The organism is Kluyvera genomosp. 3, from assembly GCF_011765685.1.
GTDB classification, from domain to species: Bacteria; Pseudomonadota; Gammaproteobacteria; order Enterobacterales; family Enterobacteriaceae; genus Kluyvera; species Kluyvera georgiana_A.
Window position 1 is genome coordinate 472,158 of the sequence record NZ_CP050321.1, and the last position, 13,454, is coordinate 485,611.

The window sequence follows — 13,454 nt, forward strand, 5'->3', positions numbered from 1 at the left end:
TTATACATTGCCGGAACCTCATCGCTATCGCACAATGATAAAAGTCACCACTGCAAAGACCCGGCCCAATGAGCAAATCATTACAGAAACCTACCATCCTGCATGTTGAAACCGTGGCGCAATCTCGCCTGTTTAATGTGGAAAGCGTTGACCTGGAGTTCAGCAACGGCGTTCGTCGCGTTTATGAACGTATGAAACCGTCCTCACGTGAAGCGGTCATGATTGTGCCGATTGTCGACGACCATATTATTCTGATTCGTGAATACGCGGTGGGTACCGAATCCTACGAGCTGGGCTTTTCCAAAGGGCTGATTGACCCAGGCGAAACGGTGATGCAGGCGGCAAACCGTGAGCTGAAAGAAGAGGTGGGTTTTGGCGCGCATGAGCTAACGTTTCTGAAAAAACTGAGCATGGCGCCATCCTACTTCTCCAGCAAAATGAACATCGTGGTGGCGGAAAATCTGTATCCAGAATCGCTGCCGGGTGATGAGCCGGAACCGTTGCCGCAGGTACGCTGGCCGCTGGCTAACCTGATGGATCTGCTCGACGATCCTGACTTTAACGAAGCGCGTAACGTCAGCGCGCTGTTCCTGCTTCGAGAGTGGCTGAAGGCCCAGGGCAGATTGTCATAAAAAAGGCGCCAGCGGCGCCTTTTTTATTCGTCTGATGGACAGCGGAAATTCCGCCACGACATCAGAACAACTCGTGGGTTTCCCCGTTATCAATCACTTCAGTCCCCACCTCGTGAACCGCCTGTTGTGTCGGCTGCGTTCCGTCAATGAAGTACTCCTGGCGGCTGCTGCCACCGTTGGCAAGCTGCCCGGTGCTGCGGTCGATGTTGACCGTCACCACGCCCGGTGGCGGCGTCAGCGGCTGTTCCGGCACGCCCGCCAGCACCTGTTTCATAAACGCATCCCAGGCTGGCTGCGCGCTCTTCGCGCCGCCTTCGTAACCGGAAATCTGATCTTTGATCGCGCCAGAGGCGGTTGTGCGCCCCAGATCGCGACGATGATCGTCAAAGCCAATCCACACTGAGGTGACCACATCCGGCCCGTAGCCAGAGAACCAGGCATCTTTCGAACTGTTGGTGGTCCCGGTCTTACCGCCGATATCGTGACGACCCAGGTCGCGGCCTGCGCGCCAGCCGGTACCCTGCCAGCCCGGCTCGCCGAAGATGTTGGTATTCAGCGCGCTCTTAATCAGGAACGCCAGCGGGGTGTTAATCACGTGCGGCGCATACTCCTGACCGCCGCTCTGAGCCACCAACTGCTGGTTTGCCTGCTCCAGTTCCGGCATTGGAACGGTGGCGTTTTGCGGGGTCTGCGAGATGGCGACGTCTTCCACGTCCTGATTCTCCAGCACGTTCGACTTCGGCGTATCACCGTAGATTACCGGCAGGTTGCACTCGGCACAGGCAATTTTCGGCTTCGCTTCAAAAAGCACGCCGCCCTGATCGTTTTCAATTTTGCTGATGTAATAAGGATCAACCAGGAAGCCGCCGTTCGCCATCACCGCGTAGCCACGCGCAACCTGTAGCGGCGTGAACGAGGCGGAACCTAACGCCAGCGATTCGGTATGCACGATGTTTTCCGCCGGGAAGCCAAAACGCTGCAGATATTCTGCCGCATAATCCACGCCCATCGCTCGCATCGCGCGCACCATCACTACGTTCTTCGACTGCCCCAGACCCTGACGCAGGCGAATAGGGCCCGCGTACTCTGCCGGGGAGTTTTTCGGCTGCCAGTCTGAACCGGCGCCGGCATCCCAACGGGAGATAGGCACGTCGTTGAGCATACTGGCCAGCGTTAAGCCTTTATCCATTGCGGCGGTGTAGAGGAAGGGCTTGATGTTGGAACCAACCTGACGCAACGCCTGAGTCGCACGGTTGAACTTGCTCTGGTTGAAGTCGAAGCCGCCCACCAGCGCGATGATGGCGCCATTTTTCGGGTTAATCGACACCAGCGCGGAATTGACGTCCGGTACCTGCGCCAGCCACCAGCTGTCGCCGTTCTGACGGACCCAAATTTGCTGCCCAGCCTGTACCACGTCTGTCACCTTACGCGGGGTTGGGCCCTGCGCGGTGTCGGAACGATAAGGACGCGCCCAGCGCATACCTTCCATGCTTATCGACACCGAAGTACCGTCGGCCAGTTCTACCGTCGCTTCCTGCGGATTCGCGGCTGTCACCACGGCGGGCAACAGCGGGCCGTAAGACGGCAGCGGACGCAGCGAGGCACGAATTTTTTTACTGTCCCAGGGCGCTTCACCCGCTTTCCACAGCACGTTGGCCGGGCCGCGGTAGCCGTGGCGCATATCGTAATCCATCACGTTATTACGCAGCGCCTGCTGGGCCGCCTGCTGATTTTTGCGCGTGATGGTGGTGTAAACACGGTAGCCGTCTTCGTAGGCCTGTTCGCCGTATTGTTTCACCATATCCTGACGCACCATCTCGGTGAGATACGGCGCGGAGAAGGCGATTTCCGGCGCGTGATAGTTGGCGTCAATGGCTTCGCTGCGCGCCTGATCGTACTGCGCCTGAGTGATATAGCCTTCACTCAGCATACGCGACAGCACCACGTTGCGACGCGCGGTGGCGCGGTCCAGCGAATAAAGCGGGTTAAAGGTGGACGGCGCTTTCGGCAGACCGGCAATCACCGCCATTTCACTGAGGCTCAACTGGTCGGCTGGCTTACCGAAGTAAACCTGCGCCGCCGCCCCCACGCCGTAAGCGCGGTAGCCGAGGTAGATCTTGTTCAGATACAGCTCGAGAATTTCATCTTTGCTCAGCAACTGCTCGATGCGAATAGCCAGGAACGCTTCCTTAATTTTACGCATCAGCGTCTTTTCAGGGCTAAGGAAGAAGTTACGCGCCAGCTGCTGAGTAATGGTACTGGCCCCCTGAGAGGCGTGGCCGTTCACCAGCGCGACGCTGGCCGCACGGAAGATACCAATCGGGTCAATCCCGTGGTGCTCGTAGAAGCGGCTATCTTCGGTGGCAATGAACGCCTTCACCATCTGCGGCGGGATCTGGCTAAGTGTCATCGGGATACGGCGTTTTTCGCCGTACTGTGCGATGAGCTCGCCGTCTGCGCTATAGACCTGCATGGGCACCTGCAGGCGCACGTCTCTGAGCGTAGCGACGTCTGGCAGCTGCGGCTCAATATATTTGTAGAGGCCATAAATCGAGCCTGCTCCCAGCAGAATGCAACAGACTGCAAGGATGAATAAATACTTTACGAACTTCACCGGAGATTTCCCATTGAGTGTCATTTGGGCAGTTTATAAACAAACGCGCGGTAGTATAAAGGCAAGCCTGATTCATTGATATAGCTGTCACCCTGCGGTGACGTAAGGATAATCGTGAAATGGCTTTCAACTGTTGGCAAATGGGTCTGCATATTCAGCAAGATAATATTTTTATCGTTGCTCTCCAGCGCGCCCGTCAGGGCTGGTCGTTGCGCCGCTGGTGGCAACTGCCGCTGGCTTCCTCCGATGACGATGCGCTGTTCGCCGCCCTCTCGCCATGGCGCCATGAACTTCCCTGGCGGCATGCGGTAAGTATCGCGTTTCCTGCCAATAGAACGTTACAAAAAAGCCTGCCTCGTGCGGCGATCGCATTGCGAGAAAATGAGCAAAACCAGTGGATTGCCAGCGCGATGTCTCAGCAACTTGAGATGCCCGCGCAGGCGCTGTGCTTTGATTACCATCTGGCGGAGCCGCAGGGATGCTGGAACGTCACCGCCGCGCAGCAGCACGACGTCGCGCGATTACAGCATCTGGCGCGCCGCCTGCGTCTTCAGGTAACGGCGATTACGCCGGATGCCTGTGCGCTGCGATCTTTTATGCCGCTGCAAACGGAAGCGGATACCGTGCTGCTCTGGCGCAGCGACGGGCAGTGGCTGTGGGCCTGCGGGGAGCGGTGGGGAAGCTGTGCGCTGCATGAAGCCGCCATGCTGGGCGAACACCTCGAGATGACCACGCCTCGCCTGGTGTGCTGCACGGCTGAGGAAACGCAATACCCTTACTTTGACCCCTGGAGTGCCGTCACGCAAAAGCAGCCGCCGTTGCCTGCCGGCGGCGACGCGTTTGCGGTGGCGATCGGGCTGGCGATGGGGGCGGTGATGTGATGAACCAGACCGTTAATTTTCTACCGTGGCGACGGGTGCGATTTTATCGGCAGCTTCGTCGCTGGGGAGCGGGCGTGGCGGCATGCTGGCTGTGTGGCGCGGCTGTGGTGCTGTTCTGCTGGTTAAACGGGCAAGCCGTGCGGACGGTGAATGCTATGCATATTGCTGCGGAGCGGCAGATAGCTCAGCAGCTGGCGTTGCGCGAACGTGCGCAAGCTGAGCGGGCAAAGCAGCAGGCGCTAAACGCACAAAAGCACGCTCGCCGACAAGCAACACAGGCGTGGTCCGCTCGCCTCACGACGTTGGCAGAAGGCATACCTGCTCAGGCGTGGCTGAATGAACTGGATTATCGCGACCGCACGCTGTCGCTCTCGGCAACGCTGACGCGTTTTCCTGCCCTGACGGAGCTTGAACATCGCCTGGAGACCGTGCCCGGTTTTCAGCCCGCGAAGCCGGGAAAAATTCAGCGTGATAGTACCGGGCGCTGGCTGGTGCGCTATCAGCTTAATGAGGAGATAGCGCATGCGACTCCCTGATGGCTGGCGAGCGGTCTCAATGCTGAACGCGCTGCGTATCGCCGGGATAATGGCAGTGTTGGTGGGCATCGGACTGTGTTTTTACAGGATGACGCAGATCAGCCTGACGCTCGAGAAGGAAAGGGAAGCCCGCCAGCGGCAGCATGCGCTGTATGTGGCGGGCTGGCATCGGCTGATGTCTCTGCCTCGGCAGCAGGCAGGCGTGGAGTCGCCCGTCCCTCCCTCCGTCGCGTTCTCTCCGGCGGCGTTCCAGCGGGCCGGGGCCAGACTGGTGAGCTGGCAGCCTTCAGACAAGGGAGGGGAGCTGGTGCTCGATACGCCCTGGCCGCTGGTTGCTGACACCTTTTCACTGCTGGCGGAGCGCGATATGCAGGTGGCGGCGTTTGCTCTGGCTGGGGAAAACGGCACGCTGCGCTTTACCGTTCGACTGGTGCATGACCATGAACCTTAACATCCCACTGGGCATTCTACTTGCGCTTCCGCTGCTATGCGGTCTGCGTGACCCTTTCGCACCGGTCGACGATCCATGCCACAGCGCGCAGCTCAATCTCTGGCGCTTTGGTGGAACGATTGAAGCGGGGGGACGAACGATGGGCATCGTCCAGCGCGATGATGAGACATGGCAACGTCTGGAAAACGACACCCTACTGAAGACCGGGTGGCGTGTAACGGACATCACGCCGGATGAGCTGACGGTAGACGTTGGAACGGGCTGCGAGCCGCAGCGCTGGCAATGGAAAAGAGAAGGAACGAGCCATCATGAAAAGGATAAGTCTGCTGATACTGCTGCTTCTGCCGCTGCTGAGCCCGGCGAAAAACGTCACGCTGGTGGTGGACGACGTGCCGGTGGCACAGGTGCTGCAAAGCCTGGCCGACCTTGAACAGAAAAACCTGGTGATAGCTCCCGACGTGCAGGGCACGCTCTCGCTTCAGTTGCGTAATCTGCCGTGGAAGCAGGCGCTACAGACGGTCATCACCAGCAGCGGGCTGGTGATGACCCAGGAAGGAAGCGTGATCTACGTTTATTCGCAGCGCTGGCGTGAAGAGAAGCAGGCACGAGCGCAGGCGGAACAAACGCGGCGTCAGCAAACGCTGCCGCTGAGCCACAGTAGCATCGTGTTGCACTATGCCGATGCCGCTGAGCTGGCAAAGTCCGGAGGCAAACTCCTGAGTGCGCGTGGGACGCTGACCGTCGACAAACGCACCAACCGCCTGATTGTCCGTGACGATAGTGAACATCTGCCGGCGTTCAGCGCGTGGGCGAAAGAGATGGATATCCCCGTCGGTCAGGTTGAGCTGGCGGCGCATATTGTCACCATTAATGAAACCAGCCTGCGTGAGCTGGGCGTGAAATGGAGTCTTGCCGATGCGGAAGGCACCGTTGGCGCAGGTAAAATCACCACGCTAAGCAGCAATCTTTCGGTGGCTGACGCCACCACGCGCGCCGGGTTCAACATTGGGCGCATTAATGGTCGTCTGCTTGAGCTGGAGCTTTCTGCATTGGAGCAGAAACAGAAGGTGGATATTATCGCCAGTCCGCGTCTGCTCGCCTCGCACCTCCAGCCTGCCAGCATCAAGCAGGGGAGCGAAATTCCGTATCAGGTGTCGAGTGGGGAAAGCGGCGCGACGTCAGTGGAATTTAAAGAGGCGGTGCTGGGCATGGAGGTGACGCCAACGGTGTTACAGAACGGTCGCGTGCGGCTGAAGCTGCACATCAGCGAAAACATGCCGGGCCAGGTCCTACAACAGGCGGATGGCGAAGTCCTGGCGATTGATAAGCAGGAGATTGAAACGCAGGTGGAAGTAAAAAGCGGTGAGACGCTGGCGCTAGGCGGTATTTTTTCCCAAAAGAATAAAAATGCCAGCGACAGCGTGCCTTTTCTTGGGGATATCCCGTTGTTGGGCCATCTTTTTCGCCGTGACGGTAAGGATAATGAACGACGTGAACTGGTGGTGTTTATCACGCCACGTATTATTTCTGCGCAATAGCAGAGAAGAATCAGGCGAATTTCAGCGGGAAGGCGTGTCCCGAGTTTGACGTGGGGCCAGATTTAGCATACAAGGAGTACCGATTTGAGTGTCAGTACGCACCGCTCCTTCTCCTGTAGTCTGCTGATTTAATCTGTTGCCAAACCAGCCGGAGTATTGAGATAATTTTCAGTCTGACTCTCGCTCTATTGCATAAGAGGTTTCAGTTCATGTCCAGCGACGCGCGATGTTCTGCGGCGCGGATTTATCATTAACGAATAGTCTTAGTAGTACCAAAAAAATGGCAGAGAAACGCAATATCTTTCTGGTTGGGCCCATGGGTGCCGGCAAAAGCACTATTGGGCGCCAGCTGGCTCAACAGCTCAATATGGAATTTTACGATTCTGATCAAGAGATTGAGAAACGAACAGGCGCTGACGTGGGCTGGGTCTTTGATGTCGAAGGCGAAGAAGGTTTCCGTGACCGCGAAGAAAAAATCATCAATGAGTTAACGGAAAAGCAGGGTATTGTTCTGGCGACAGGCGGTGGCTCTGTAAAATCACGTGAAACGCGCAATCGTCTCTCCGCTCGTGGTGTCGTCGTCTACCTGGAAACGACCATTGAAAAACAGCTAGCGCGCACTCAGCGTGACAAAAAACGCCCGCTGCTGCAGGTCGAAACGCCGCCGCGTGAAGTACTCGAGGCGCTGGCTGACGAACGTAATCCGCTGTACGAAGAGATTGCTGACGTCACCATTCGCACTGACGATCAAAGCGCAAAAGTTGTCGCCAACCAGATTATTCATATGCTGGAAAGCAACTAATACTGGCCAGAAAAGTAGAACGCCAGCGAATATAAGTCACTAAGGTGGACGTCGCGTTATGGAGAGGCTTACAGTAACTCTCGGGGAACGTAGTTACCCGATTACCATCGCGGCTGGTTTGTTTAACGATCCAGCTTCCTTCTTACCGCTCAAGTCTGGCGATCAGGTTATGCTGGTCACCAACGAAACGCTGGCACCGCTTTATCTGGACCAGGTTCGAACCGTGCTCGAGCAGGCTGGCGTGAAGGTTGATAGCGTCATTCTGCCGGACGGCGAACAGTATAAAAGCCTGGCTGTGATGGATACCGTCTTCACCGCGCTTCTGCAAAAGCCACACGGTCGTGATACCACTCTTGTCGCCCTGGGCGGCGGTGTGATTGGCGACTTAACCGGTTTTGCGGCAGCGAGCTATCAGCGCGGCGTGCGCTTTATCCAGGTGCCTACCACTCTGCTTTCGCAGGTGGACTCTTCGGTTGGCGGCAAAACCGCGGTCAACCATCCTCTCGGCAAAAACATGATTGGCGCATTCTGGCAGCCGGCCTCTGTGGTGGTTGACCTGAATTGCCTGAAAACATTGCCGAAACGTGAACTTTCTTCCGGCCTCGCTGAAGTCATTAAGTACGGCATCATTCTGGATGCCCCGTTCTTTGATTGGCTGGAAAATAACATTGATGCGCTGATGGCGCTGGATGAAAAAGCAATGGCGTACTGTATTCGCCGTTGTTGTGAGCTGAAAGCCGATGTTGTCGCTGCCGACGAGCGCGAAACCGGGTTACGTGCTTTACTCAATCTTGGGCATACGTTTGGCCATGCCATTGAAGCCGAAATGGGCTATGGCAACTGGCTGCACGGCGAGGCCGTGGCGGCGGGTATGGTGATGGCGGCTCATGCCGCTGAGCGACTGGGCCAATTTGACGCTCAGGATACTCAGCGTATCATCGCGCTGCTCAAGCGAGCGGGTCTGCCGGTCGCCGGTCCGCAGGAGATGACGGCGCAAGCCTATCTGCCGCATATGCTGCGAGATAAAAAAGTCCTGGCTGGCGAAATGCGCTTAGTGCTGCCGTTGGCTATCGGGAAAAGTGAGGTACGCGGTGGCGTATCCCACGATGTGGTTCTTGGCGCTATTGCTGATACTCAGCAGGCGCAACTATAAGAAAGGTCTAGCCGCGTTCGCGCGGTGTTTTAACTTCAGGTGATGTGCAATTGTCGTGGCATAAGCCTTTTAGTGGGGTGTTAAATGGATGAATTTAAACCAGAAGACGAGCTGAAACCCGATCCCAGCGATCGTCGCACTGGTCGCTCTCGTCAATCTTCCGATCGTGACAACGAGCCACAGATCAACTTTGATGATGTGGATCTCGATGCGGATGAGCGTCGTCCGTCCCGTAGTCGCAAAGCACGTGAAGAAGTTGAACCGGAAGACGAATACGAGGAATCTGACGAAGCCGACGAGGGTGATGCAGAAGAAGTCGTAGAGCGCCGCCCGCGTAAACGTAAAAATGTCGCACCGCGTAAGCCGGCTTCCCGTCAGTACATCATGATGGGGCTGGGCGTCGTCGTGCTGCTGGTGCTGATCGTCGGTATCGGTTCGGCATTAAAAGCGCCGTCTTCAAACGATCAGAGCGCCTCTGGTGAGAAGAGTATTTCTCTGTCTGGCGGCGATAACGTCGATCAGGCCAATGTCACCCAGAGCCAGCCTGCGCCGGAAGCGAACCCGCAGCAGGACGTTTCGCTGCCGCCCATTTCCTCTACGCCGACCCAGGGCCAGCAAACCGCTGCGCCGGACGGACAGCAGCGCGTAGAAGTGCAGGGCGATCTGAATAATGCGCTGACTCAGCAGCAGGGCCAGATTGATAATGCTGTGGTCAATTCCACGCTGCCGACTGAACCTGCGACCGTCGCACCTATCCGTAACGGCGCGCGTCCGGCGGTAACGGCGCCGGAAACCCCACGCCAGACTGCGACTGCTCCGCGTCCGGAACGTAAGCACACGGTCATCGAAGCCAAACCTCAGCCTGTTGCCCCTGCGAAAACGCAGACGACGACTGCGCAGAGCAAACCTGCTGAAGCGAAGCCGGTTACGACCGCGCCGAAGCAAACCGTGACGGCCGCAGCGCCAACTAAAGCGCCGGCAGCCGAAACGGCGAAACCAGCGGCCACTACCACTGCTCCTGCTGCTACCGCCGCCACGACGGCAGCCCCTGCAGCGGCAACCGGTAAGTCCGCAGGCGATGTCGGTTCGTTGAAATCAGCTTCAGGCTCGCACTACACTCTGCAGCTCAGTTCCTCTTCTAACTACGACAACCTGAACGGTTGGGCGAAGAAAGAGAAACTGAAAAACTACGTGGTGTATGAAACCTCTCGTAATGGCCAGCCGTGGTATGTTCTGGTCAGCGGCATCTACGCATCGAAAGATGATGCCAAACGCGCCGTGACCACGCTGCCAGCCGACGTACAGGCGAAAAACCCGTGGGCGAAACCGCTGCATCAGGTTCAATCTGACCTGAAGTAATCGCCGTTTCGTTAGCAACCGCCCCGCTTGTACCATTGGGTATGAGCGGGGCGTAGAAGCGCAGGATGCTGTCGGAGCTTTCTCCACAGCCGGAGAGAGTGTAAGTAGTCAGGCCGCATGAAAAAAAATCGCGCTTTTTTGAAATGGGCAGGGGGGAAGTACCCACTGCTCGATGAAATTCAAGGCCATCTGCCGAAAGGTGATTGCCTGGTTGAACCCTTCGTTGGTGCTGGATCGGTATTCCTGAATACCGATTTTTCGCGTTATATTCTGGCTGATATCAACAGCGACCTCATTGAGCTCTATAAAATCGTTAAAACGCGCGCCGATGAGTACGTTGAGCAGGCGCGGATGCTGTTTGTGCCCGAGAGCAATAACGCTGAGCGCTACTATCAGTACCGCGAAGAGTTTAACGCCAGCACCGACTTGTTCCGTCGCGCGGTGCTGTTTTTGTACCTCAACCGCCACGGCTACAACGGCCTGTGCCGTTATAACTTGCGCGGTGAGTTTAACGTCCCGTTTGGGCGCTATAAGAAACCTTACTTCCCGGAAGCCGAGCTACGCCACTTTGCGGAGAAAGCGCAAAATGCCGAGTTCTACTGCGAGTCTTATGAAGACTGTATGAAGCGCGCCGGGAAGAATGCTGTGGTCTACTGCGATCCGCCGTACGCGCCGCTGTCGGCGACGGCGAATTTTACGGCTTACCACACCAATAGCTTTAGCCTGCAGCAGCAGGAAGTTCTGGCGCAGAAAGCGGAAGAACTGATGGCGAAGCGAATACCGGTGCTTATCTCAAACCACCGTACGCCGCTAACGCTGGAATGGTATAAAAACGCAACGCAGATGCACGTCGTGAAGGTTCGACGCAGCATTAGCCGCAACGGCGGCACGCGTAAAAAGGTGGACGAGTTGCTGGCGCTGTATCGCCTGCCGGATAAAAAACAACGTTAAAGACCCTAATGGATAGGCTCTGAGGAGATGCGGATGAAACAGTACCTGATTGCCCCTTCAATTTTGTCGGCCGACTTTGCCCGCCTGGGAGAAGACACGGCGCGTGCGCTGGCTGCCGGGGCGGATGTGGTTCATTTCGATGTTATGGATAACCATTACGTGCCGAACCTGACCATCGGGCCGATGGTGCTGAAAGCGCTCCGTGACTACGGTATCACCGCCCCTATCGATGTACACCTGATGGTGAAGCCAGTGGACCGTCTGGTTCCGGACTTCGCCGCCGCAGGCGCCAGCATCATCACCTTCCACCCGGAAGCCTCCGAACACGTTGACCGCACGCTGCAGCTGATTAAAGAGCACGGTTGCAAGGCGGGGCTGGTGTTTAACCCGGCCACGCCGCTGAGCTATCTCGACTACGTGATGGATAAGCTGGACGTTATTCTGCTGATGTCGGTGAACCCGGGCTTCGGCGGCCAGTCCTTTATTCCGCATACGCTGGAAAAGCTGCGTGAAGTGCGTCGCCGTATTGATGAATCTGGCTATGACATCCGTCTTGAAGTCGACGGCGGTGTTAAAGTGAACAACATTAGTGAAATCGCGGCGGCGGGAGCGGACATGTTCGTTGCCGGTTCGGCGATTTTTGGCCAACCTGACTACAAAAAAGTCATTGATGAAATGCGCAGTGAGCTGGCAAAGGTAAGTCATGGATAAATTGCAAAGCATTCGCGGCGTCGCGTTTGACCTCGATGGGACGTTAGTCGATAGCGCGCCGGGGCTGACGGCGGCGGTGGATAGCGCGCTGTACGCGCTGGAACTGCCGGTCGCCGGTGAAGACCGCGTGGTCACCTGGATTGGCAACGGTGCCGATGTACTGATGGAACGAGCGCTGAACTGGGCCCGTCAGGAGCGTGCGACTCAGCGTGCGGCGCAGGGCAAACCGTCCGTCGATAGCCACGATATTCCTCAGGATGAGCAGCTTCGCGTGCTGCGTCGCCTGTTCGATCGCTATTATGCTGAATTTGCGGAAGAAGGCAGCTTCCTGTTCCCGCACGTTGCGCAGACGTTGGCCGCGCTGCACGCCAACGGCCTGCCGCTGGCGGTCGTGACCAACAAGCCGACGCCGTTTGTGGCGCCGATTCTGGCGTCGTTGGGCATCGACAGCTACTTCTCCGTGGTGATTGGCGGCGATGATGTGCAAAACAAGAAGCCGCATCCGGAGCCGCTGCTGAAGGTCGCTGAGAAGCTCTCCATTACGCCGCAAGCGCTGCTGTTTGTTGGCGATTCACGCAACGATATTCAGGCCGCAAAAGCGGCGGGCTGCGCCTCCGTCGGCCTGACCTACGGATATAACTATGGCGAAGCTATCGCGCTCAGCGAGCCGGACGTTGTCTTCGACCACTTTAACCAACTTTTGCCCGCTCTTGGGCTTCCGAACAGTGAAAATCAGGAATCAGAACATGACTAAGCCCATCGTATTTAGCGGCGCACAGCCGTCAGGTGAACTGACCATCGGTAACTACATGGGTGCGCTGCGTCAGTGGGTCAATATGCAAGATGACTATCACTGCATCTACTGCATCGTTGACCAGCACGCGATTACCGTTCGTCAGGATCCGCAGGCGTTGCGTAAAGCCACGCTCGACACCTTAGCGCTGTATCTGGCCTGTGGTATCGACCCGGAGAAAAGCACCATCTTCGTACAGTCTCACGTGCCGGAGCACGCGCAGTTGGGCTGGGCGCTGAACTGCTACACCTATTTCGGTGAGCTGAGCCGTATGACTCAGTTCAAAGATAAATCCGCGCGCTATGCGGAAAACATCAACGCCGGTCTGTTCGATTATCCGGTGCTAATGGCGGCAGATATCCTGCTGTATCAAACCAACCAGGTACCGGTAGGCGAAGACCAGAAGCAGCACCTTGAGCTGAGCCGTGATATCGCCCAGCGTTTCAACGCTATCTACGGTGACGTGTTTAAAGTCCCAGAGCCGTTTATTCCGAAGTCTGGCGCACGCGTGATGTCACTGCTTGAACCGACCAAGAAAATGTCCAAGTCTGATGACAACCGCAACAACGTGATTGGCCTGCTGGAAGATCCGAAGTCGGTCGTTAAGAAGATCAAACGTGCGATGACCGATTCCGAAGAGCCGCCGGTAATTCGCTATGACCTGAAAGAGAAAGCGGGCGTGTCTAACCTGCTGGATATTCTGTCTGGCGTCACCGGTCAGAGCATCCCAGAGCTGGAGAAACACTTCGAAGGCAAGATGTATGGCCACTTGAAAGGGGAAGTTGCCGAAGCGGTTTCCGGGATGCTGAGCGAGCTGCAGGAGCGCTATAACCGCTACCGCAATGATGAAGCCTTCTTGCAGAAGATCATGAAAGAGGGTGCGGAAAAGGCCAGCGCGCGTGCTTCCGAGACGCTGAAGGCGGTGTACGAAGCGATTGGTTTCGTGAGCAAGCCGTAAGCATAGGGCATACCCGGCGTTGTGTTGTCTGGCCGGGCGAGAGAATAAAAAAACCGGGATTATCCCGGTTTTTTT

At 56.9% G+C, this 13,454-nt stretch carries 14 protein-coding genes; 13 read left to right on the forward strand and 1 reads right to left on the reverse strand.

Translation table 11 applies throughout. The features are described 5' to 3' along the window. Positions 1-68 precede the first annotated feature (68 nt). A complete protein-coding gene (nudE, locus tag GY169_RS02160; protein ID WP_064541497.1) occupies positions 69-632 on the forward strand; it encodes an ADP compounds hydrolase NudE in 564 nt (187 codons plus the stop codon). A gap of 61 nt (positions 633-693) precedes the next feature. Here the strand turns inward: nudE and mrcA are convergent, their stop codons facing one another. Then, positions 694-3,246, reverse strand: coding sequence for a peptidoglycan glycosyltransferase/peptidoglycan DD-transpeptidase MrcA (gene mrcA, locus GY169_RS02165; RefSeq protein ID WP_163446705.1), 2,553 nt, complete (start codon positions 3,244-3,246; stop codon positions 694-696). A gap of 119 nt (positions 3,247-3,365) precedes the next feature. On the opposite strand from mrcA, the gene GY169_RS02170 reads away from it, so the two are divergent. From GY169_RS02170 to trpS, 12 genes are all read left to right on the forward strand, one after another. Further along, positions 3,366-4,127, forward strand: coding sequence for a pilus assembly protein (locus GY169_RS02170; RefSeq protein WP_167574910.1), 762 nt, complete (start codon positions 3,366-3,368; stop codon positions 4,125-4,127). Next, positions 4,127-4,663 (forward strand): PilN domain-containing protein, encoded by a 537-nt coding sequence (locus GY169_RS02175; protein WP_167574911.1) that lies wholly within the window; start codon positions 4,127-4,129, stop codon positions 4,661-4,663. The genes GY169_RS02170 and GY169_RS02175 overlap by 1 nt, the downstream gene beginning before the upstream one ends. Beyond that, positions 4,650-5,114 (forward strand): hypothetical protein, encoded by a 465-nt coding sequence (locus GY169_RS02180; protein ID WP_167574912.1) that lies wholly within the window; start codon positions 4,650-4,652, stop codon positions 5,112-5,114. Before GY169_RS02175 ends, GY169_RS02180 begins: the two co-directional genes overlap by 14 nt. Beyond that, entirely contained in the window at positions 5,104-5,544 is a 441-nt protein-coding gene (locus GY169_RS23340; protein WP_163446696.1) for a HofP DNA utilization family protein, read from the forward strand. The genes GY169_RS02180 and GY169_RS23340 overlap by 11 nt, the downstream gene beginning before the upstream one ends. Then, positions 5,432-6,652, forward strand: coding sequence for a DNA uptake porin HofQ (hofQ, locus tag GY169_RS02185; RefSeq protein ID WP_223882165.1), 1,221 nt, complete (start codon positions 5,432-5,434; stop codon positions 6,650-6,652). Before GY169_RS23340 ends, hofQ begins: the two co-directional genes overlap by 113 nt. A 280-nt stretch (positions 6,653-6,932) precedes the next feature. After that, positions 6,933-7,454, forward strand: coding sequence for a shikimate kinase AroK (gene aroK, locus GY169_RS02190; RefSeq protein WP_035892101.1), 522 nt, complete (start codon positions 6,933-6,935; stop codon positions 7,452-7,454). Between the two features lie 58 nt (positions 7,455-7,512). Next, positions 7,513-8,607, forward strand: coding sequence for a 3-dehydroquinate synthase (gene aroB, locus GY169_RS02195; RefSeq protein ID WP_163446694.1), 1,095 nt, complete (start codon positions 7,513-7,515; stop codon positions 8,605-8,607). Positions 8,608-8,691: 84 nt separating this feature from the next. Then, positions 8,692-9,966, forward strand: coding sequence for a cell division protein DamX (gene damX, locus GY169_RS02200; protein WP_167574913.1), 1,275 nt, complete (start codon positions 8,692-8,694; stop codon positions 9,964-9,966). A gap of 117 nt (positions 9,967-10,083) precedes the next feature. Then, the gene (gene dam, locus GY169_RS02205; RefSeq protein ID WP_163446690.1) at positions 10,084-10,917 is read left to right on the forward strand and encodes an adenine-specific DNA-methyltransferase; all 834 of its coding nucleotides are present in this window, start codon (positions 10,084-10,086) and stop codon (positions 10,915-10,917) included. Between the two features lie 33 nt (positions 10,918-10,950). Then, positions 10,951-11,628, forward strand: a complete 678-nt coding sequence (rpe, locus tag GY169_RS02210) for a ribulose-phosphate 3-epimerase (protein WP_163446688.1) — start codon at positions 10,951-10,953, stop codon at positions 11,626-11,628. Continuing rightward, positions 11,621-12,382 carry a phosphoglycolate phosphatase gene (gph, locus tag GY169_RS02215; RefSeq protein ID WP_163446686.1) on the forward strand — a complete coding sequence of 254 codons (762 nt, stop codon included), beginning with the start codon at positions 11,621-11,623 and terminating at the stop codon, positions 12,380-12,382. Before rpe ends, gph begins: the two co-directional genes overlap by 8 nt. Then, complete coding sequence (gene trpS / locus GY169_RS02220) at positions 12,375-13,379, forward strand: tryptophan--tRNA ligase (protein WP_163446684.1); 1,005 nt, start codon at positions 12,375-12,377, stop codon at positions 13,377-13,379. Before gph ends, trpS begins: the two co-directional genes overlap by 8 nt. The last annotated feature ends 75 nt before the right edge of the window (positions 13,380-13,454 follow it).

Coding starts and splice junctions, on each gene's coding strand:
- nudE (WP_064541497.1), top strand. CDS start 69: ATGAGCAAATCATTACAGAAACCTACCATCCTGCATGTTGAAACCGTG.
- GY169_RS02170 (WP_167574910.1), top strand. CDS start 3,366: ATGGCTTTCAACTGTTGGCAAATGGGTCTGCATATTCAGCAAGATAAT.
- GY169_RS02175 (WP_167574911.1), top strand. CDS start 4,127: ATGAACCAGACCGTTAATTTTCTACCGTGGCGACGGGTGCGATTTTAT.
- GY169_RS02180 (WP_167574912.1), top strand. CDS start 4,650: ATGCGACTCCCTGATGGCTGGCGAGCGGTCTCAATGCTGAACGCGCTG.
- GY169_RS23340 (WP_163446696.1), top strand. CDS start 5,104: ATGAACCTTAACATCCCACTGGGCATTCTACTTGCGCTTCCGCTGCTA.
- aroK (WP_035892101.1), top strand. CDS start 6,933: ATGGCAGAGAAACGCAATATCTTTCTGGTTGGGCCCATGGGTGCCGGC.
- aroB (WP_163446694.1), top strand. CDS start 7,513: ATGGAGAGGCTTACAGTAACTCTCGGGGAACGTAGTTACCCGATTACC.
- damX (WP_167574913.1), top strand. CDS start 8,692: ATGGATGAATTTAAACCAGAAGACGAGCTGAAACCCGATCCCAGCGAT.
- dam (WP_163446690.1), top strand. CDS start 10,084: ATGAAAAAAAATCGCGCTTTTTTGAAATGGGCAGGGGGGAAGTACCCA.
- rpe (WP_163446688.1), top strand. CDS start 10,951: ATGAAACAGTACCTGATTGCCCCTTCAATTTTGTCGGCCGACTTTGCC.
- gph (WP_163446686.1), top strand. CDS start 11,621: ATGGATAAATTGCAAAGCATTCGCGGCGTCGCGTTTGACCTCGATGGG.
- trpS (WP_163446684.1), top strand. CDS start 12,375: ATGACTAAGCCCATCGTATTTAGCGGCGCACAGCCGTCAGGTGAACTG.